The organism is Leifsonia sp. McL0618 (genome assembly GCF_049994905.1).
GTDB lineage: Bacteria > Actinomycetota > Actinomycetes > Actinomycetales > Microbacteriaceae > Diaminobutyricibacter.
On record NZ_CP188258.1, the window covers coordinates 2442590 to 2461766 of the forward strand.

19 protein-coding genes are annotated in these 19177 nt (G+C 66.5%); 9 read left to right on the forward strand and 10 right to left on the reverse strand.

The genetic code is table 11. The features are described 5' to 3' along the window. The first annotated feature begins 5 nt into the window (after positions 1-5). Complete coding sequence (locus ACPPVQ_RS11685) at positions 6-2438, forward strand: DEAD/DEAH box helicase (protein ID WP_426515262.1); 2433 nt, start codon at positions 6-8, stop codon at positions 2436-2438. Between the two features lie 46 nt (positions 2439-2484). After that, positions 2485-4083: an apolipoprotein N-acyltransferase gene (gene lnt, locus ACPPVQ_RS11690; protein WP_426515263.1), complete on the forward strand. Its 1599-nt coding sequence runs from the start codon at positions 2485-2487 to the stop codon at positions 4081-4083. 41 nt (positions 4084-4124) lie between these two features. Here lnt and ACPPVQ_RS11695 read toward each other — a convergent pair whose 3' ends face one another. From ACPPVQ_RS11695 to ACPPVQ_RS11710, 4 genes are all read right to left on the reverse strand, one after another. Further along, a complete protein-coding gene (locus ACPPVQ_RS11695) occupies positions 4125-4490 on the reverse strand; it encodes an RNA polymerase-binding protein RbpA (protein ID WP_426515264.1) in 366 nt (121 codons plus the stop codon). A 90-nt stretch (positions 4491-4580) separates the two neighbouring features. Continuing rightward, complete coding sequence (locus ACPPVQ_RS11700; RefSeq protein ID WP_426515265.1) at positions 4581-5369, reverse strand: glycerophosphodiester phosphodiesterase family protein; 789 nt, start codon at positions 5367-5369, stop codon at positions 4581-4583. Further along, entirely contained in the window at positions 5362-6414 is a 1053-nt protein-coding gene (locus tag ACPPVQ_RS11705) for an SPFH domain-containing protein (RefSeq protein WP_426515266.1), read from the reverse strand. The genes ACPPVQ_RS11700 and ACPPVQ_RS11705 overlap by 8 nt, the downstream gene beginning before the upstream one ends. Next, positions 6411-6866 carry an NfeD family protein gene (locus tag ACPPVQ_RS11710; protein ID WP_426515267.1) on the reverse strand — a complete coding sequence of 152 codons (456 nt, stop codon included), beginning with the start codon at positions 6864-6866 and terminating at the stop codon, positions 6411-6413. Before ACPPVQ_RS11710 ends, ACPPVQ_RS11705 begins: the two co-directional genes overlap by 4 nt. A gap of 127 nt (positions 6867-6993) precedes the next feature. Here ACPPVQ_RS11710 and ACPPVQ_RS11715 point away from each other — a divergent pair, with 127 nt between their 5' ends. Continuing rightward, positions 6994-7773: an SDR family oxidoreductase gene (locus ACPPVQ_RS11715; protein ID WP_426515268.1), complete on the forward strand. Its 780-nt coding sequence runs from the start codon at positions 6994-6996 to the stop codon at positions 7771-7773. Then, entirely contained in the window at positions 7760-9760 is a 2001-nt protein-coding gene (locus ACPPVQ_RS11720) for a S9 family peptidase (protein ID WP_426515269.1), read from the forward strand. Before ACPPVQ_RS11715 ends, ACPPVQ_RS11720 begins: the two co-directional genes overlap by 14 nt. Before the next feature lie 68 nt (positions 9761-9828). Here ACPPVQ_RS11720 and ACPPVQ_RS11725 read toward each other — a convergent pair whose 3' ends face one another. Continuing rightward, entirely contained in the window at positions 9829-10461 is a 633-nt protein-coding gene (locus tag ACPPVQ_RS11725) for an HdeD family acid-resistance protein (protein ID WP_426515270.1), read from the reverse strand. A 375-nt stretch (positions 10462-10836) separates the two neighbouring features. Between ACPPVQ_RS11725 and ACPPVQ_RS11730 the strand changes: the two genes are divergently transcribed. After that, complete coding sequence (locus tag ACPPVQ_RS11730) at positions 10837-11253, forward strand: hypothetical protein (RefSeq protein ID WP_426515271.1); 417 nt, start codon at positions 10837-10839, stop codon at positions 11251-11253. Further along, positions 11253-11453, forward strand: a complete 201-nt coding sequence (locus ACPPVQ_RS11735; RefSeq protein WP_426515272.1) for a helix-turn-helix transcriptional regulator — start codon at positions 11253-11255, stop codon at positions 11451-11453. The genes ACPPVQ_RS11730 and ACPPVQ_RS11735 overlap by 1 nt, the downstream gene beginning before the upstream one ends. A 14-nt stretch (positions 11454-11467) precedes the next feature. On the opposite strand, the gene ACPPVQ_RS11740 is transcribed toward ACPPVQ_RS11735, so the two are convergent. Continuing rightward, positions 11468-12076, reverse strand: a complete 609-nt coding sequence (locus ACPPVQ_RS11740) for a glyoxalase (protein ID WP_426515273.1) — start codon at positions 12074-12076, stop codon at positions 11468-11470. A 111-nt stretch (positions 12077-12187) separates the two neighbouring features. Between ACPPVQ_RS11740 and ACPPVQ_RS11745 the strand changes: the two genes are divergently transcribed. Together ACPPVQ_RS11745 and ACPPVQ_RS11750 are read left to right on the forward strand one after the other, a co-directional pair. Continuing rightward, on the forward strand, positions 12188-12832 hold the full coding sequence (locus tag ACPPVQ_RS11745; RefSeq protein WP_426515274.1) for a VOC family protein: 645 nt from the start codon (positions 12188-12190) through the stop codon (positions 12830-12832). Between the two features lies 1 nt (position 12833). After that, complete coding sequence (locus tag ACPPVQ_RS11750; protein WP_426515275.1) at positions 12834-13826, forward strand: alkaline phosphatase family protein; 993 nt, start codon at positions 12834-12836, stop codon at positions 13824-13826. 26 nt (positions 13827-13852) lie between these two features. Here the strand turns inward: ACPPVQ_RS11750 and ACPPVQ_RS11755 are convergent, their stop codons facing one another. Then, positions 13853-14359: a hypothetical protein gene (locus ACPPVQ_RS11755; RefSeq protein WP_426515276.1), complete on the reverse strand. Its 507-nt coding sequence runs from the start codon at positions 14357-14359 to the stop codon at positions 13853-13855. A gap of 369 nt (positions 14360-14728) precedes the next feature. Between ACPPVQ_RS11755 and ACPPVQ_RS11760 the strand changes: the two genes are divergently transcribed. Next, positions 14729-16060: a peptidoglycan DD-metalloendopeptidase family protein gene (locus ACPPVQ_RS11760; RefSeq protein ID WP_426515277.1), complete on the forward strand. Its 1332-nt coding sequence runs from the start codon at positions 14729-14731 to the stop codon at positions 16058-16060. Positions 16061-16076: 16 nt separating this feature from the next. On the opposite strand, the gene ACPPVQ_RS11765 is transcribed toward ACPPVQ_RS11760, so the two are convergent. From ACPPVQ_RS11765 to ACPPVQ_RS11775, 3 genes are all read right to left on the reverse strand, one after another. Beyond that, on the reverse strand, positions 16077-16493 hold the full coding sequence (locus ACPPVQ_RS11765) for a VOC family protein (RefSeq protein WP_426515278.1): 417 nt from the start codon (positions 16491-16493) through the stop codon (positions 16077-16079). A gap of 34 nt (positions 16494-16527) precedes the next feature. After that, positions 16528-17670 carry a zinc-ribbon domain-containing protein gene (locus tag ACPPVQ_RS11770; RefSeq protein WP_426515279.1) on the reverse strand — a complete coding sequence of 381 codons (1143 nt, stop codon included), beginning with the start codon at positions 17668-17670 and terminating at the stop codon, positions 16528-16530. Positions 17671-17731: 61 nt separating this feature from the next. Next, positions 17732-19126: an amidase gene (locus ACPPVQ_RS11775; protein ID WP_426515280.1), complete on the reverse strand. Its 1395-nt coding sequence runs from the start codon at positions 19124-19126 to the stop codon at positions 17732-17734. Positions 19127-19177: the final 51 nt, after the last annotated feature.

Genomic DNA, 19177 nt, shown 5'->3' on the forward strand with positions numbered 1-19177 from the left:
GGACGGTGACCGACCAGCTCTCCCCGGCCGAGCGCTACGCTGCATCGCGGTCGCGCGCCACCCAGCCGAAGCTCGAGGCGTTCCGCAACCGCCTGCGGTTCGAGCTCGACCCGTTCCAGCGGGAGGCCTGCGCGAGCCTCGAGAACGGGCGAAGCGTGCTGGTCGCTGCCCCGACCGGCGCGGGCAAGACGATCGTCGCCGAGTTCGCCGTCTTCCTGGCCATGCAGGAGTCCCACGCCAAGGTGTTCTACACCGCGCCCATGAAGGCGCTGAGCAACCAGAAGTTCCAGGAGCTCGCGGCCGAGTACGGTCCGGAGAACGTCGGCCTTCTGACCGGCGACACCAACATCAACTCCCACGCCCGGATCGTCGTGATGACGACCGAGGTACTTCGCAACATGCTGTACGCCGACTCCGACCTGCTGGCCGATCTCGCCTACGTCGTCATGGATGAGGTTCACTACCTCGCCGACCGGTTCCGCGGGGCCGTGTGGGAGGAGGTCATCATCCACCTCCCACAGTCCGTGCGCATGGTGTCGCTCAGCGCCACCGTCTCGAATGCGGAAGAGTTCGGCGACTGGCTGCAGGCAGTGCGCGGCGAGACCGACGTCGTGGTCTCCGAGGAGCGGCCGGTGCCCCTCGAGCAGCACATCCTGATGCGTACCAAACTGATCGACCTCTTCGATTCGTCGGGCCTCGCCGCGACGAACCGTGTGAATCCCGAACTCGTGCAGATGGCCCGGTACGGCGGCCGCACGCTCAGCTCGCGCCAGATGAAGGATGTGGGCCGCTACCACTCCAAAGGCGGTCGCCCTGAGTCCTTCCGCATGGACCGTGCCGACCTCGTCGACCTGCTCCAGGAACGCAACCTTCTTCCCGCGATCTTCTTCATCTTCAGCCGGGTCGGCTGCGACCAGGCAGTGCGCCAGGTTCTGCGGGCGGGCGTACGGCTCACCGAGTCGCACGAGCGCGATGAGATCCGCGCGATCGTCGAAGAACGCTGCCGGACACTGCTCGACGAGGACCTCGCCGTACTCGGCTACTGGGAGTGGCTCGAAGGCCTCGAACGGGGTGTCGCCGCCCACCACGCCGGCATGCTGCCCGCGTTCAAGGAGGTCGTGGAGGAGCTGTTCCGTCGCAAGCTGGTGAAGGTCGTGTTCGCGACGGAGACCCTGGCCCTCGGCATCAACATGCCGGCACGCACGGTCGTGCTGGAGAAGCTCGAGAAATTCAACGGCGAGGCCCGCGTGCCGATCACGCCGGGGGAGTACACCCAGCTGACGGGGCGCGCCGGGCGCCGCGGCATCGACGTCGAAGGCCATTCGGTGATCCAGTGGCAGGACGGGCTCGACCCGCAGTCGGTCGCCTCACTCGCCTCGCGTCGGAGCTACCCGCTCAATTCGAGCTTCCGCCCGACCTACAACATGGCCGTGAACCTCATCGACCAGTTCGGCCGCGAGCGCACCCGCGAGATCCTGGAGTCGTCGTTCGCACAGTTCCAGGCCGACCGTGCGGTCGTCGACCTCGCCCGAAAGGTGCGGCAGCAGGAGGAGTCGCTCGCCGGTTACGAGCAGGCGATGTCGTGCCACCTCGGTGACTTCAAGGAGTATTCGGCGATCCGGCGTCAGCTGAGCGACCTGGAGCGCCAGGGTGCGCGGCTCGACGGCGTGAGCCGGGGCGAGCGGGAGAAGCGCCAGCGACAGCTGAACGCTCTGCGCAAGCGCATGAAGGATCATCCGTGCCACCGCTGCCCGGAGCGCGAGCAGCACGCCCGGTGGGCGGAGCGCTGGTGGAAGCTGAAGCGGGAGACGGATGCGCTCAGCCAGCAGATCCGTTCCCGCACCGGTGCTGTGGCAAAGGTCTTCGATCGCGTCACCGACGTACTCGTCGACCGCGGTTACCTCAGCATCGACGACGATGGCGGCACATCGCTGACGGTTCACGGTGCGACTTTGAAGCGCATCTACGGCGAGCGCGACCTGCTCGTCGCCGAGTGCCTCCGCCGCAACGTGTGGAACCAGCTCGACGCGCCGAGCCTGGCGGCGATGGCGTGCGCTCTGGTGTTCGAGCCGCGTCGCGACGAAGGCCTCGTCTCGGACCGCTACCTGCCGAAGGGCGCGTTCCGTCCGGCACTGGAGAAGACCACCGAACTGTGGAGCGTGCTCGACGATCTCGAGCGTGCCCACCGGCTGCCGGGGAGCGAGCCGATCGCCACCGGTTTGTCCCTCGCGATGCACGGCTGGGCGCGCGGCGGGAGCCTCAACAAGGTGCTGGAGGATGCCGACATGGCGGCCGGGGACTTCGTGCGCTGGACGAAACAGACCATCGACCTCCTCGACCAGTTGTCCCTGGTCGCACAGGGTCCCGTCGGCCGCACCGCGCGGCAGGCGCTCGAGTCGATCCGCCGCGGCATCGTGGCGTATTCATCTGTTGCCTAGCCGGCTGTCGGCGCGCACCCACACGGATGCCCTAAGCTCTCACGTCGTGAGTCCTGCCGTGCGCGCGCCGCTTCCCCTCTGGCTGGCGCTGATCATCGCTGCCGGCGCAGGGCCCGTCCTCGATGCGGGTTTCCCCGACCGCGACTGGTGGCCGCTGGCGTTCGTCGGCGTCGGGATGATCCTGTGGAGCCTGCGGGGGAGGAGCACGCGCAGCTCACTGCTCGTCGGCTTCGTCGCGGGGCTGACCTTCTATCTGTTCCACGTGCAGTGGACCGCTCTTTACCTCGGGCCCGTGCCGTGGATCGCCCTCTCGACCCTCGAAGCGCTCTTCTTCGGGCTCGGCTCCCTGCTGATCACGCTGGCCTACCGCTGGCTCCCGGTCGCGTGGCCGACGAAACCCGGCCGGCTGGGCCTGCTTCCCGTCGTGGTCGCCGGGCTGTGGACACTGCGCGAATTCGTGGCAGGCAACTGGCCGTACGGCGGGTTCTCGTGGGGCCGTGTCGCCGAGTCGCAGTCGCAGAGCCCGTTCGCTCCGCTCGTCGCGTGGTTCGGGATGTCCGGCCTCACGTTCGTGATCGTGTGGTTGGTCGCCCTTGTGATGGAGTGTGCGTTCGAGTGGCAGGTACGGCGTGTATGGCGTGTGGCGATCGCCGTCGGCGCCATCGCGCTCGTGCTGGTCATCCCGGCCTGGCCGGCCACCACACACGGAACGACCCGCGTCGCCGCTGTACAGGGCAACGGACCGGCGGGCTACTTCCAATACGCCGCCCCCGGCGATGTGATGGCGACGCAGGTCGCGGCCACCGAGAAGATCATCGACGAGAAGGCCGACATGGTCGTCTGGCCCGAGGGTTCGGCGGACATCGACCCGACCAGGGACCAGGATTCGGCCAACACGATCGACGACCTGGCCACGCGCATGAACGCGCCGTTCGTGATCGGGACGATCACCTACCGCAACCGCGAATACTTCAACACCTCGCTCCTCTGGGAGCCGGGCAAAGGCGTCACCGACTACTACGACAAGAAGCATCCCGTGCCGTTCGGCGAGTACGTGCCCGATCGTGCGTTCTGGCGCATGTTCGCCCCGTCGCTCATCGACCTGATCGGGCGCGACTACACCCCGGGCACCCGCGACAACGTCTTCGACATCAACGGGGTGAAGGCGGGGATCTCGATCTGCTTCGACATCGTCGACGATCAGCTCCTCACCGACATGATGCACGGCGGCGCACAGGTCATCCTGGCCCAGACCAACAACGCGGATTTCGGGCGCACGGATGAGAACATGCAGCAGCTGGCGATCGCCCGGCTCCGCGCCATCGAGGCCGGCCGCTCGCTGGTGAACATCTCCACCGTCGGCAGCAGCCAGATCGTCGACCCGTCCGGAGTCACGATCGCGAGCATCCCGGCCTACCAGGCCGGTTCGATGATCGCCGACGTTCCCCTCGGCACGACGACGACGCCGGCGACCCTGCTCAGCCGGGGGATCGAGCTGCTCGTCTCCGGTCTCGGTCTCGCGGCCCTGGTCATCGCATTCTTCGCGGTGCGTCCCCTGCGGCCCCGCACGGCGAAAGTCGAGACGCGCGCGACCCGCAGCGTCCCGGCTCCGGACAAGGAGAAAGCCGCCTCACACTCGGTGTGAAGCGGCTTCGTCGGTCAGGCGAGCGCTGCGGCTGAGCGGACTCAGGCGCCGATCTTGTGCTCGCCGCGACGTGCGCGCAGGTAGGCAAGACGCTCCTCGAGCAGCTCTTCGAGCTCGGCCCGGGTGCGGCGTTCGAGCAGCATGTCCCAGTGGCTGCGAGGCGTTTTCGAGTCGGAACGGTCGACGACAACCGGCTCATCACCGATGAGCAGGGTCGCCTCCTGGCCGCAGTGCTTGCACTCCCACGTCTCCGGTGCCTCGGCCTCTGCCGAGAAGATTACCTCGGACTCCTTGCCGCACTGTGCGCACAGGTAGGTGTAACGGGAACGCGGGGAGTACACGACGCCTTCTTCGCTCTGTAAGCTCTGGGCGCCAAGTCTCATTCCGCGCAAACTGCGATCTGCCATTGTGTGGTCTCCTTCTCGCGATGCATCCATAGTTATAAACCGTCAAGCTGGGTTTTCTCTTTCCGTTTGCGAGTTCTTCCCAGCAGGCTCTCAGATACGCGAGTCGAGGACCCCCTTCAACACGTCGCAGCGATCGGTGACGATGCCGTCGACACCGAGGTCGAGAAGGCGGATCATGTCGGCCGGTTCGTTCACAGTCCACACGTGGACTTCGCGTCCGGCCGCATGGACGGCCTCGACCGTTCGACGCGTCACCAGGCGAAGCCCGCGCGACCGCTCTGGCACCTGCACGGCGACGAGTCCGCGCAGCGAGCGCCGGACGACCACGGCGAGAGAGAGCTTGGCGCCGGCGACGGAACCGAGCACACGGCTGACGGATGCGCTGCTCGCTACGCCGGGAAGGGCATCCGCCGTGCGCCGCCTCCGCCGCTCGTCGAACGACGTGATGAGCACGCGTCCGGTCGCGCGTGCCGCACGGATCGCGTCGACGGCTGGGGGCCCGGCCGCATCGACTTTGATGTCGATGTTGAACCGTGCCTGTGGAAAGGAGTCGAGCGCCTCGGCGAGGGAGACGAAGCTCTGGCCGGCGCCGAGGTCGATCCGGCACAGGTCGGGCATTCTCAGCTGCCCGATGTCGACTGCGCGCCCGACCAGGCGCTTCAGGTCTGGGTCGTGGCTGATGACGGCGACGCCGTCGGCGCTCGCGTGCACATCCGTCTCGAGGTGCGTCGCTCCCGCGTTCAGCGCCTTCCGGAAGGCGAGGAGCGTGTTCTCCGGGGCATCGAGCGCGAGACCCCGGTGGGCGATGATCCGGGGGTACGACGTGGAGAAGAAGTCGCCGTCGTACCCCTGGACACTCGGAGGGGCAGTCCTAGGCATCCGTCCCGGGCGAGCCGGGCGCGGATGTCTCGGGTGCCGCCGGTGATGCCGGTGCGCTCGGAGCCGATGGCGCCGCGGGCGGGCCCGTCGGTGCAGCGGCGACGGATGAGGTGGCCGGCGGCGCAGGCGGCGCCGGCTCTGGACCCGGTGCACCCTTCGCACCGAACGCCTGGCCGATGCCCTGCAGCGCTTCCGTCAGCTCACTCGGGATGATCCACAGCTTGTTCGCCGCACCCTCGGCCAGCTTCGGCAGGGTCTGCAGGTACTGGTATGCGAGCAGCAGGTTGTCGGGGCGCCCTTCGTGAATGGCGCTGAACACCGTGGTGATGGCCTTCGCTTCACCTTCCGCACGCAACACCGCCGCCTTGGCGTAGCCTTCAGCGCTGAGAATGGCGGCCTGCCGCTGACCTTCGGCGTTCAGGATCTCCGACTGCTTACCGCCCTCTGCGGTGAGGATGACGGCGCGGCGGTCACGCTCTGCGCGCATCTGCTTCTCCATCGAGTCCTGGATGGACAGGGGCGGATCGATGGCCTTCAGCTCGACGCGCGATACTCGGATGCCCCATTTGCCGGTGGCCTCGTCGAGCACGATGCGCAGCTGCCCGTTGATCTCGTCACGTGACGTCAGCGCCTGCTCGAGGTTCAGGCCGCCGACGACGTTGCGGAGGGTCGTGGTGGTGAGCTGTTCGACGGCGCCCAGGTAGTTGGCGATCTCGTAGGTCGCCGCCCGGGCATCCGTGACCTGGAAATAGACGACGGTGTCGATCGACACGACCAGGTTGTCTTCGGTGATCACCGGCTGCGGCGGAAACGATACGACCTGCTCGCGCATGTCGAGGAGGGGGCGCACCCGGTCGACGAAGGGGACGACGATGTTCAGGCCGGGCAGAAGCGTCTTGTGATACTTGCCCAGCCGCTCCACGACGCCCGCGGTTGCCTGCGGGATGATGCGAATCGACCTGAACAGCGCAACCAGTACAAATATCGCGATGACGGCAACGATCACGAAGACGATGATCTGCACCACGAGTTGGGTTGCGTTCAATGGACGCTCCTTTCAGCGGGCGCGACCACAGCGGTCGCCCCCTCGATGGACACCACAGTGACGTGCTGGCCGGGGACGACATCGGGGGTGCCGGGCGCGGTCCGGGCGGTCCAGGTCTCGCCGACGGCGAGCTTCACCTGGCCACCCGCGGGGGTGACCGTGGAGACGACCGTTCCGGACATGCCGATCAGCGCATCCACCAGCGTCTTGGCGGGATCGCCGCCGCGCTTGAGCACCCGCAGGAGCGGTGGCCTGATCGTGAAGAGGAGGAGGACCGACACGACGGCGGCGATGATGAGCTGAAGCCACCACGGCACTCCGAAAAGCCCGCTGATCAGGCCGGCGAGGCTGCCGATGGCGAGCATCAGGAACACGAGATCGACTGTGAGCATCTCGATGATGACGAAAATCAGGATGAGAACGAGCCAGGCGATCCAGGCGAACTGGTCCATCTGTGCTCCCTTCTTCGGCTGATCTGACGCTATCAGTTTTGCGGCGGCAGACGCGGAACCCACTTGGTAGTCTCAGGGAGGAAAAACCCGCCGCCGCGGGCCATCAGACGATCTCGAGGAGTCCTTCGTGTCCAACCCGCTCGCCCCCGGCTCCCTCGACGGCAGACGTGCCCTGGTCACGGGATCGTCCCGCGGAATCGGCGCCGACACCGTGCGCTATTTCGCGGAGGCCGGTGCACGCGTCGTCATCAACTTCCGCAACAAAGAGGCGCGGGCGGTGAAGCTCGCCGACTCCATCCGCGAGGCCGGCGGCACGGCCATCACGGTCGGCGCCGACCTGACCGACCCGGCCTCCGTGGCCACCATGTTCGACACCGTGAAGGCCGAACTCGGCGGTCTCGACATCCTCGTTCTGAACGCATCGGGCGGCATGGAGTCCGGCATGGCCGCCGACTACGCGATGCAGCTCAACCGTGACGCGCAGGTCAATGTGCTCACGGCGGCGCTCCCGCTGCTTGGGCCGGGATCCCGCATCGTGTTCGTCACGAGCCACCAGGCCCACTTCATCCGCACGACCCCGACGATGCCGGAATACGAACCGGTCGCCCTCAGCAAGCGCGCGGGCGAGGACGAGCTCCGTGCCCTCATCCCCTCGCTCACCGAGGAGGGCATCGAATTCGTGGTCGTCTCCGGAGACATGATCGAGGGGACCATCACGGCCACACTGCTCGAGCGGGCGAACCCGGGCGCGATCAGTGCACGAAAGGATGCCGCGGGCAAGCTGTACAACGTCAGCGAGTTCGCTGCAGAGGTCGCCTCGGCCGCCGTCGACCCGGTGCCCGCATCCCACACCCGCTATGTCGGTGACACCTCCGATTTCGTACCGGTGGACGATGAAAGCAACTGACCTCGGCCTTCTCACTGCGGTCTCGGCCCCGACCATCCACCCGAACGGAGGCCGCGCCGTCGTCTCGGTGACGCGTCCCGACCTGGGTGCTGACGCTTACGTCGGACAGCTGTGGACAGTCCAGCTGAGCGGACATGCTGCCCCCAAACGGTTCACCCGCGGATTCCGGGACACCGCCCCGAAATTTTCGCCCGACGGCCGGCTCATCGCTTTCCTGCGCGCGCCCGTGAAGGGGCCCGCCCAGCTCTACGTGGTCGATGCTGCGGGCGGAGAACCTGTGCCGGTCACCGACCGCAAGCTCGGCGTGAGCGAGTTCGCGTGGTCGCCCGACGGAACGCAGCTCGCCTTCGTCAGTCGCGTTCCGGAAGCAGGGCGGTATGGCACCGTCGAGGGTTTGGAGGCGAACGCGGAACCCCCGAGGCACATCACCACACTGAAATATCAGTCGAACGGGCTGGGCTACATCACCGACCGACGAGCGCACGTCTTCCTCGTCGCGGTTCCCGACGTCTGGGGAGAGCCCGTCGTCCAGAGCGCGCCGACAGCAGAAGGCGCTGCCACCGTCGCACCGACCGTCGCCGAACCGAAACAGCTGACGACGGGGGAGTGGGACAACTCCGCCATCGACTTCTCACCCGACGGTCGCACCGTGACGTTCGTTTCGGCCCGGCACACAAGCAGTGACGACGACCTGCGGTCTGACGTCTACGCACTCCGCCTCGATGGCAGGGGAGCGGCGCCGACGAACCTGACGGGGGAGTACGGCCACTGGTCCATGCTCGACGCGGCATACGGATTGAACGGGGCCCTGTACTTCACGGCGCAGGACGTCGGCCCGACCGGACGCGACTTCGTCGCCAGGAACGGCGCCCTCTACGTCATCGACCCCGACGGCGGCGAACCCAGGCTGCTGACAGACCCGGAGACGATCGACCTCACCGAATCCGACATCGTCGCCTACGAAGACGACTCGGTACTGGTGCGCGACAGGAGCCGCGGTGCGCTTCGGCTCGTCGCCGTGAGCCAGTCGGGGGAGCTGCGCGAGCTGACCGACCGCACACGGGAGATCACCGGGGCTGCAGCGGCCGGCGACACGCTCGTGGTGAGCTTCGCCGATGCGACCACCAACGGCGACGTCGCCGTGGTCGACAACGGCGCCCTCCGCAAGCTCACCGACTTCTCGGCCCGCCTGCGCACGAACGGAGTGCTTCCCGCGCGCGAACTCGTCGTCACAGCCCGCGACGGGTACGACATCCACGGATGGGTGGTCGCGCCGCAGGGCGATGGCCCGCATCCGGTCCTCCTGAACATCCACGGCGGGCCGTTCGCGCAATATTCGGTGCGCGTCTTCGACGAGGCGCAGGTGTACGCGGATGCCGGCTACGCGGTCGTCATGTGCAACCCGCGCGGTTCGGCAGGCTACGGCCAGGAGCACGGCCGGGTGATCCGCCAGCAGATGGGCACCGTCGACCTCACCGACGTGCTCGACTACCTCGACGGCGCACTCACGGCCAACCCTTCGTTCGACAGCGGTCGACTCGGAATCATGGGCGGCTCCTACGGCGGTTACCTGACCGCGTGGGCGACCTCGCACGACCACAGGTTCACTGCCGCCATCGTCGAACGCGGCTATCTCGACCCCGAAGCGTTCATCGGAACGAGCGACATCGGCAGCTTCTTCAGCGATGAATACACCGGTACCGATAGCAACCGGATGCGCGCACAGAGCCCGCAGGCGCACGTCGACCTCGTACAGACACCCACCCTCGTTCTGCACTCTGCGAGCGACCTGCGCTGCCCGCTCGGGCAGGCCGAACGGTACTACGCAGCGCTCAAGCGCAGGGGAGTCGCCGCCGAGCTGCTCGTGTTCCCCGGCGAAGACCACGAGCTGAGCCGCAGCGGGAGGCCGCGTCATCGACGTGACCGGTTCGACGCCATCCTCGACTGGTGGGCACGGTATCTGCCGAGCGAGTCGAACACGCGCTGAGTTCCTGTAAGCCCAGCAGAATGAGGAATGCCCCGGTCAGCCTGACCGGGGCATTCCTCAGTGAACGGTTACGCGACCCTGGGCCGAGCTGCGAGGTCCTTGAGGGCCTGGCGCCCGAACGTGAACGCGCGCACGATTCCGATGATTCCCAGGACGATCAGGATGATCGCCGTGATGAGAAGCAGCCAGAACGCCGACCATCCCGGAATGATCAGCACGACGATGCCGGCGACAATGCTCACGATGCCGAACGTGATCGCCCAGCCCCGCGAGGCCGACCTCCCGGATTCAGCCAGCGCCATCACACCTTCGATGATCCATCCGATACCGATGATGGCCACGATCAGGATCAGCAGGGCCGCGGCAGCAGTCTGCGAGTTCCTGATCGCGACGATTCCGGCGATGACCAGCAACAGCCCGAACAGGATGTCGAGGGTGCGGTGGCCGCCGCTGATGCCGCGGCTGAAGATACCGAGCGCCAGGCGCACGATACCGGCGATAAGGAAATAGATTCCAAGGAAGATTGCGAGCACCGAAAGGGTGCGGTCCGGCCAGAAGAGCAAGACGATACCGAAAACGAGCGCAATGATTCCGCTTACCGCGAAGGCGGCACGGATGCCGTTGATGGCCGATTTGGTCAGGTCTCGCGCATCGAGGTCGAAGTAGCTCGGCTCGGCATCAAGAGGATCAACAGATGTCATGATGTGCACCTTTCTCCGTGAGCCGTCTGGCTCGACTGCATGTAAAGCTGACGATAGCGCTGTCTTACACAGGTCGCACTCAGTTTCGCCGCCGTGTTACAAGAACCGTGACTGCCTACTCCGATCGTGGTGAGGAAGATTCGACGCTGATTCGGGTCGGTTCGCTTGTCGCGGACGCACCGCGACGCGGCAGAATCGACAGATCAGGGACTCGGCGGGCTTCCCTCGTTTCAGCGACCGTCGCGCTGATAATGCACATTATGTCAAGTAAGCGATACCGCACCCGATTCATCCCCTCCTCGACCTTGAGAGGACGGATGCAGTCTGATGACAAGTCTCCTTGACTTGACTCTTCGGCACGCTTACGCTCGACCCATGACAAGCGACCTTGACTCCGGCGGAGAATCCTCGATCGAAATCCGCCGACGGCGCGTCTTCCGGGTACGGCTGTGGTCGGGCGTCGGCGCCTATATTCTCGCTTCCGTCGCACTGGACCTGTGGGGTCATGGAACCAGCCCGTGGCGCATTGTCCTGGCAGTACTGCCGTTGGTCTTTCTTGTGTGGAACGTGATCGTCATCGTGCTGCGCGTGCGCCAGATGGACGAGTACCAGGTCAAGCTGTTCTTTCCCGGACTGGCGGTAGGTTTCTCCGTCGCGATCTTCACCGCGATCACTCTGGGCACTCTCAGCTCTGCTGGCTTCGCCGTGCCGAATGCAGGCTGGCCCGTGGCCGTCATCGGAGTTCTGGCCTGGCAGTTGACCAACCGCATGACGGGGGCTCCCAGCGCCTGATGGAGAACCTGATCCGTTCGGAACGGGAGCAACGGGGATGGACCCAGGCGGTGCTCGCCGAACAACTGGAGGTGTCGCGTCAGACTGTCGTCGCGCTCGAAACAGGAAAGTACGACCCGTCCCTGCCGCTGGCCTTCCGTATCTCCCGCCTCTTCGGCAAGCCGATCGAAGGTCTCTTCATCCCGGCGGACATTTCCTGAAGGAGCCTGCGGGTCTAGGAAGCCGCCTCCCACGCGAAGCCATCGGGGTCGGTGAAGGGTCCGGCTTCGCTGCCGATGACGATCCGGTGGGAGCCCGTGCCTTCGGGGGCGACCCCGGCATCCTTGGCCAGCGCACGACGAGCGTAAAGCCCGAGGCCGACCGGACTCGACGGAGTGGAGAACTCGACGTATTTGCCGAAACTCTTGCCGACCGCGAAGCCGCGACCGACATAGAACTGCTTGCTTTCCGCCACGTCCTCCACAGCCAGCAGCAGAACGATCTGGTCGACCGCGAGGGTCGCAGGGCCGCTGTCCTTCTTCGCGGATGTCGCGACTTTCCAGATCGACCCATCCGGGGACTGCACGACCCCGCCGAAGCCCCACAACGATTTCGTGACCGGCTTCAGCGTCGTAGCACCCGCCTTTACTGCGGAGTCGATCAGGCCGCCGACGGTGGACGGCTGCGACACGATGAGAGAGAGGGTGAACCCTCGGAAGCCCGACGTCGTATCGTCGGCGCCCTTCACGCGTACCTGGGCGCCGAGCCCGAAGGCGGCGGTGTAGAACTCTTCTGCTGCAGTGGGGTCATCAGCTTCGAGGCTGACGTATTCGATGGATGTCATACCGCACACGCTATTCGGGACATCCGCATCCGGCTTCTCGATTCCTGCTCGATCGGATGCAGTGGTCACCACACTCTGGAACCGGGTGACGTCGGAGGGTAGCGTCGGCCTATGGCAAAGCAGATCACGGATGCTGAATTCTCGACCACTGACGGCGTCGCCGAATGGCGTGCGCTCTTCTGGGGCGCGAAAACCCTGTACGAAACCGGCGATTTCGCAACCGGCGCGCGCTTCGTCGCCGCCGTCGCAGAAGTGGCGGATGCCGTCGGCCACTCCCCCCTCATCGACCTGCGGCCCGACACGGTGACGGTTCAGGTCATCACGCCGGGTGTCGGCCTCAGCGACCTCGATCTCGAGCTCGCCCGGCGGATTTCGGTGGTCGCCGCGCAGCTCGGTCTCACTTCCGATCCTTCCGCCGTGCAGCACGTGCAGCTGGCGTTCGACGCGGAAGAGCCGGCAGCCGTGATGCCGTTCTGGCGGGCGGCCCTCGGATACGTTCCCGTCGGACCCACAGACATGATCGAACCCAACCTCATCGGCCCGACCGTCTCCTTTTGGCAGAAGGGGTACGTCGCACCACGCAACCGCATCCATATCGATGTCTCCGTACCACATGACCAGGCACAGGCGCGTGTGGATGCCGTGCTCGCGGCCGGCGGCCGCATTCTCGGCGACCGCTACGCCCCGGCGTGGTGGTCGCTCATCGACGCCGAAGGAAACGTAGTCGACATCGCGACGTGGCAGGGGCGCGACTGATGTGTCGACACTGACCCGGTACGTGGCGATCGCGAGTTCGGGCATCCTGCTCGCGTTCGCACTCGGCGGCTGCACCGGCGTAGGTGGAGGCGGCACGGGAGCCGGCACGTCAGGCACTCCCACAGCCGCATCGGCTACACCTTCGTCGACGGTTTCGACAACGTCCGGGCAGGCGGGATCACCGTCGACAACCGCTCAGACCCAGGGTCTTCAACACGTGGTCATCATCGTCGATGAGAACAAGACCGCGACCTCCGTCGTCGGCAACCCCGCAGCGCCGTACCTGAATGCGCTCGCGCACCAGTACGCGACAGCCACGCAGTACTCGGCTGTCGCACATCCGAGCCTGCCGAACTACCTCGCGATGACGAGCGGGACCACCGCCGGCATCACGACCGACTGCAATCCGCCCGGCGGCTCCTGCCTGGTGACGGGGCCGAACATCGCGCAGGCGATCGATCGCTCGGGCCGCACCTGGAAGATGTATGCCGAGAGCATGCCCACCGCCTGCTCGGTCGAGAACACGAACCTTTACGCGGTGAAGCACGTACCGTTTCTCTACTTTCCCAGTGTCACCCGCAACCCTGCCTATTGCGCGACGCACGTCGTTCCCTTCACCCAGTTCTCCGCGGACCTTGCGACTCCGACCTCACTGCCGAACTACTCATTCATCAGTCCGAACCTGTGCAACGACATGCACGATTGCTCTGTGGCGACCGGCGACGCCTGGCTCCGCGCGACCGTGCCGGACATCCTCCACTCCCCCGCTTTCACCCGGCAGCGTTCCTTGCTCGTGGTGACGTTCGACGAAGGTGACGGCTCAGACAATCTGGTCGTGTGCGTCTTCGCCGGCCCCGCGGCAGCCCTGCACACGGTCTCGGCGGCGTCGTACACGCATTACTCGCTGCTCCGGACGATCGAATCCGTGTGGGGGCTGGCCCCGATGACAGCCAACGACGGGAGCGCACGACCGATGACGGCCCTGCTTCGGTGAGTTGGAGGTGCCGGCGACGCCCCGAGCTACGCAGTTCGTTCCAGAGCGCCCCCGCTCTCGGACGAAGGATGGTTCGCTCCGGGTACGGCGTGACGCTCGTCACGGATGAGCGCGAAGACGACAGCGCCCGTTGCGATCAGCCAGCACCCGGCCATGATGGCGGAGCTGAAGTCCTCCCCGTAGTCGACGAAACTCATGCCGTTGAAGAACGCGCCGAACGTGAAGAACGCGGCGATACCGGTCGGCCACCGCCAGCCCCGCGACCGGCGCACAAGGCTGGAGACGAACAATACGACGGCTCCTGCGAAGAGCACGGAGCCGAGCAGTGCATGAACGAACAGGGCCGGCCCTCCGGCGCCGGACAACGCCCATCCGAGACTTGTGAACGAGCGGCTGAAGTACTCGTCGCCCGAGGTTCCCGGGTGAACATCCGGAATCTTCACAAAAAGGTTGAGCACCATCCCGGCGGCGAACTGAAGGGCGTAGCCGACCAGCATTGCGATGGCGAATCGTCTGAGGAAGATGTCCGGCATAAGGCTGGAGTATCAGCCTGACCCGTCGAGCGCAAGCACCGAACCTGATGGGCGATGGCGGCCGACTCCCCCGCCGGAGCTGCGCTCTCCGCGCGGGAGCGGTTCGGCTGATCGTCCCCTCGAATCCTCGGGGTTGCTGGACGCCCCCGAACGGGCCTTGTGCCCGCGATTGCGGGGTGAAAGACTCAAAACGGCGTCCGTTTCCCAGGAAGCGGACGCAACCGGGGGCTGGTGGATGGTTCACCGATGGCACACACGCGGAAGAACAGCCGAGAAGGACTGACGATTCCACGACGGGGGTATCCTCGCCGCGCGGGAGTGGTGTGCGCGATCGTCTCCCTGTGCTTGGTCGGTTTCGCTGATCCGGCCGTGGGTGCTGCAACGTGCTCTCCCGACCCGACCACGTCACCCAGCGGCGGCTCCACGTCGACCGGAGACAGTTGCGAGTCGCCGACTCCGCCGACACCTGACCCGGCGGCGACTCCGGACCCGGTCGGCTCCACTCCGAGTCCCACCGACCCGGCAACGGTGCCGACCCCGACCCCAACGCCGACCCCCACGCCGACTCCGAGCCCGACCCCCTCCCCCACTCCCGCGCCAACGTCGAAACCCACTCCGAAGCCGCATCCGACTGCCGACGACGAGCCCACCGCTCCAGGCGCAAGCGCTCCGAAGTTCGGTGCCGGCGTGACGGGGGCTCCCGTGGTCAGTGCCGTCGCTGCCCAATTCGAAGCTGAGTTGGCCGCGACGGCCTCGAAAGTCGCCGACGCGCGCGCACACTATGCCAACGCCTCGGCCGGCTACGCAGCGACGAAGAGCGAGTTCGACCAGGCGACGGCGCTCGCAACGGGCGCCGAGAAGCAGGCACAGTCAGCCGAGCAGAATGCCAGGACGTCCGCGCGGCTGCTGCTGCGCGAGGTACGGGTCGGCGGCGACCCGCTCGCATCTGCCGACCCCCTTGCAGCGATTTTCGGCGGTGGCGGAGGCAACCTGTTGCAGCGACTCGGCTCGCTGAATCAGCTGGCGCGGGCGAGCGAGTCTCCGTCCGAGGTGGCTGCGCGCGCCGAACACGATGCAGTGGTTGCGCGTGCGCTTCGGGCACAGGCCGACAAGGCGAAGGATGCGGTTGGCTCGATTCCGGTCGACAGCAGTAAGAAGGCCATGGCAACGGCTTCGGCGGCCGTCAACTCGGCTGAGGCGAGCCTCGCCTCCGTGCAACTGCAGATCGCGTCGACCGGCACGGTCACTCGCTTTCCGAATTTCATCGACAATGGTCGGCTGGGACACGCCGTATGGGTCGATCCAGTCCGCGGACCGATCACCGACGGTTATGGTCCTCGACCTTCGCGCCCGCTGGGCACTGGACCTTTCCACTACGGTGACGACATCGCCGCTGCATGCTCGACCTGGATCGTGGCGGCCGCCGCAGGGACCATCGTGGCCACCGGCCCCAACGGCTCATACGGCAACTGGGTGATGATCGACCACGGGCAGGGCGTCCAGACCGTTTACGCTCACATCGCGAACGGCGGGACGATCGTGCACAACGGAGAAGCCGTGGTGGCCGGTCAGCCGATCGCACTCGTCGGCACGACCGGCGCATCCACGGGTTGTCACCTGCACTTCGAGGTGCGGGTCGACGGCCAGCGTATCGACCCGCAACCTTTCCTGGCCGCGCGAGGCGTGATCGTCGGTCGCTAGCCGTCGGGGAGAATTCCTATGGCTTGGGGCCCGCGATGTTCACGAGCCAGGAGACGCCGAACTTGTCGGTGAGCATGCCGAAGCTGTCACCCCAGGGCGCTTTCTCGAGCGGTTGGGCGATCGTTCCATCGACCGCGAGCTTGTCCCAGTATCCGCGGAGTTCGGCCTCGTCGTCACCGCTCAGGGAGATCGAGAAGTTGTCGCCAGGGTTGTAGTCCATGCGATTCGGCGTGTCGGCCCCCATGAGAATGAGACCGGTGGCCGACGTCAGCTGGCCGTGCATGATCTTGTCTTTCTCAGCCGGGTCGTCGCTGGCCTGGAAATCGCCGAAGCTGCTGAGATTGAGCTCACCGCCGAACACGGTCTGGTAGAACTCCATTGCCTGCTTCGCTGTATCTCGAAAGCTGATGTAGGGGTTCAGAAGGGTGGGCATATCGGGCCTCCTTGTTCATCGAATTGGGTTCAGGCTACCGACGACCGCCGACATGCGCACCCGTCGATTCCACAACGGAACGCGGGTTCTGCGCGACGCCCGCCCGCGCCCGATACGCATCGACGATCAGCGCCCCCCGCACCTCGCGGAGCCGGTCGAGCAGCCTGCCGACGAGCGCATCAGACACGCCTGAAGTGGTGAGGTCGTATGGGCCGATCGGCTGTAGTTTCCCACAACGGATGCGGATGACCTCCCATCCGGCCGACCGGAGGAGACGGTCTTTTCGCTTGTCGGACAACTCACGGCGCCCCACATGCTCCAGGCCGTCCCGACCGGTGGTGTCGTACTCGATGGCCACCTTCAGTTCGTCGATGACGATGTCCGGCCACACTTCGACATGCGAATAGAACGGCTTCGCGACCTTGACCGCATTGAGGCTGAGGTCGACCTCGAGCACCTGGCCCAGACGCTGCCGGAGTTTCGCCTCGACCGCGGATGCCGGCTTCGGCGCCCAGGGGCTCACGAACCCGGCCCCGACCGGATAGCGGTCAGCCGCCGCGGCGGCGTGCCTGCACGTGGGGCATCCGCGTCCGCGAAGCACGGAATCGACGCTGGCCTCGAACGACGGATGACCCTTGCTGCATATCCATGAGTACCGCCTGTCTGTGCGTGTCTCGGCGAGCAGTTCCGGCCGTCGACCGGGTACTGCCTTCGCCGCGAGGGCCTCCCGCGTCTGCCCCGTCTCCCCGAGCCTTCGGCACAGGGCGCAGCGTTCGCCGGGCTCGAGGTCGCCGATGGCGCGCGGATCGCGCGGATGCCCGCAGGCGAAAGCCGGGACGGGTTCACGCACGACGCCCATCGGCGCCCGCCGTCGCTGGGCGAGCGCAGCGCACTCCGGGCACCAGGTCGAGCGCCGTCGCGACCCGTCCGGCTTGCTGCGCTGCTCCTCGGGCGTCGCCACGAACCGATGGCCGGAATCGCACTCCCAGACGAGATAGACGTCGGCGCCCGGGGGTACCTGGCTCAGGACGATCCCCGAGTTCAGGTCGGGATGGTACTGGCGGATGAGGGTCGGGTAGCGCTCCCAGTCCGTGCGGTACCGACCGACCGGGTAGGGAACATCCATACCTTTGGTCCACTGGCGGCGCGCCCACCACTGCTGCACGCTCTCAGGCACGACTGCTCCTCTTCGTCCGAAGGCTCGGCATCCTCCGATGGAACTGTACGACCGACCCCCGTCATCCGGCGAAGATCGGTGGCTGCCGACCGGCCCACGGCATCGCCTGCTCGAGCTGGCCTGCGACCTGCACAAGGAGATCTTCCCGCGCGATTCGCGCGACCAACTGCACGCCGATGGGCATTCCAGACCGGGACTGCCCGAGAGGGAGGCTGATGGCCGGATGCCCCGATACATTGAACGCTGCAGTGAACGGCCCATACTCGAGGATGCGCTCGATCCACGTGCGCGCCGCCCACCGCGGGTCGTCATAGTCGAGCGTTCCGTGCCGGAGCGGAAGCTGTGCGGTCACCGGCATCACGAGCAGGTCGAGTCCGTCGAACGATCGTTCGACGGAGGTGGTCACGTGGCGCTGCCCGAGTGCGAATCGGTCCACGTCTTCATCCGTCATCGCCGCCGTCTCCGCGACGATCGACCTCGAGACGGCCTCGAGCAGCCGCGTCTCCGGCCGTCGCGGGGCGAGGAGGAGGGCACGGCCCGCTGCGTGGATGGCGAGGAGCAGTGCATCGACGACCTCGCGCTGATCGATCGCCGGCGTCGTCTCCGCGACGTCATGCCCGATCCAGTCGAGCGTGTCAGCCACACCCCTGGTGACCGCTGCGATCTCGGCGTCGACATCGACGCCTGCCCAGGACTCGGTTGCGAATCCGATGCGAAGCCGCCCCGGATCGACAATGACGAGCTTCGCGTAGGGGCCAGCCGGCGATCGGATGGTGTCTGGCGTGGCCGCGGCATCCAGGAGCACGGCCGTGTCGCGCACCGTGCGAGTGACGGCGAAGTCGACTCCCATAGGCAGACCGCCGCGCACTGGTGGTCCCGACGTGGTCGTACCGCGGCTCGGTTTGAGCCCGACGACTCCGCAGCAGGCTGCGGGAATACGGATCGACCCTGCCCCGTCACTGCCGTGGGCAACCGGAACGGCGCCCGATGCGACGAGCGCGGCGGCTCCCCCACTCGAGCCACCGACGCCCCGTTCACGATTCCATGGGTTTCGTGTCACGCCGTATCGCCTGGATTCGGTCGCGAAATTGAGCCCCAGCTCGGGCGCGCACGTCTGCCCGATAGCCGCGAGCCCAGCCCGACGGAAGCGGCTCATGAGTTCGTGGTCGGCGTCGGCGACACCGTGGATCGCCCGGCTGCCGAAGGCGAACGGGACGCCGCGAGCGAACGGCCCGCTGTCTTTGATGACGAACGGAACACCGCCGAGCGGGCCATCCGCCTCATGCGCAAGCGCCGTCTCGAAGAGGGGCTGCGTCAGCGCACCGAGGTCGTCGGCCACGCTCGTGAGCGCGACCCTTGCCGCCTCCTCGACCTCTGCCGCGCTCACCTCTCCGTTCGCCATCAGCTCGCGGAGTCCGACGGCGTCGAGTTGTGCGTAGTCGGTGGGGTCCAGCATCCCTCCTGACGTCGTGATCCCTCCAGTCTGGCATCACGCCGGCGTAGGCTC

Coding starts and splice junctions, on each gene's coding strand:
- ACPPVQ_RS11695 (WP_426515264.1), bottom strand. CDS start 4,490: ATGGCAGATCGCAGTTTGCGCGGAATGAGACTTGGCGCCCAGAGCTTA.
- ACPPVQ_RS11700 (WP_426515265.1), bottom strand. CDS start 5,369: ATGCCTAGGACTGCCCCTCCGAGTGTCCAGGGGTACGACGGCGACTTC.
- ACPPVQ_RS11710 (WP_426515267.1), bottom strand. CDS start 6,866: ATGGACCAGTTCGCCTGGATCGCCTGGCTCGTTCTCATCCTGATTTTC.
- ACPPVQ_RS11720 (WP_426515269.1), top strand. CDS start 7,760: ATGAAAGCAACTGACCTCGGCCTTCTCACTGCGGTCTCGGCCCCGACC.
- ACPPVQ_RS11725 (WP_426515270.1), bottom strand. CDS start 10,461: ATGACATCTGTTGATCCTCTTGATGCCGAGCCGAGCTACTTCGACCTC.
- ACPPVQ_RS11730 (WP_426515271.1), top strand. CDS start 10,837: ATGACAAGCGACCTTGACTCCGGCGGAGAATCCTCGATCGAAATCCGC.
- ACPPVQ_RS11735 (WP_426515272.1), top strand. CDS start 11,253: ATGGAGAACCTGATCCGTTCGGAACGGGAGCAACGGGGATGGACCCAG.
- ACPPVQ_RS11740 (WP_426515273.1), bottom strand. CDS start 12,076: ATGACATCCATCGAATACGTCAGCCTCGAAGCTGATGACCCCACTGCA.
- ACPPVQ_RS11745 (WP_426515274.1), top strand. CDS start 12,188: ATGGCAAAGCAGATCACGGATGCTGAATTCTCGACCACTGACGGCGTC.
- ACPPVQ_RS11755 (WP_426515276.1), bottom strand. CDS start 14,359: ATGCCGGACATCTTCCTCAGACGATTCGCCATCGCAATGCTGGTCGGC.
- ACPPVQ_RS11765 (WP_426515278.1), bottom strand. CDS start 16,493: ATGCCCACCCTTCTGAACCCCTACATCAGCTTTCGAGATACAGCGAAG.
- ACPPVQ_RS11775 (WP_426515280.1), bottom strand. CDS start 19,126: ATGCTGGACCCCACCGACTACGCACAACTCGACGCCGTCGGACTCCGC.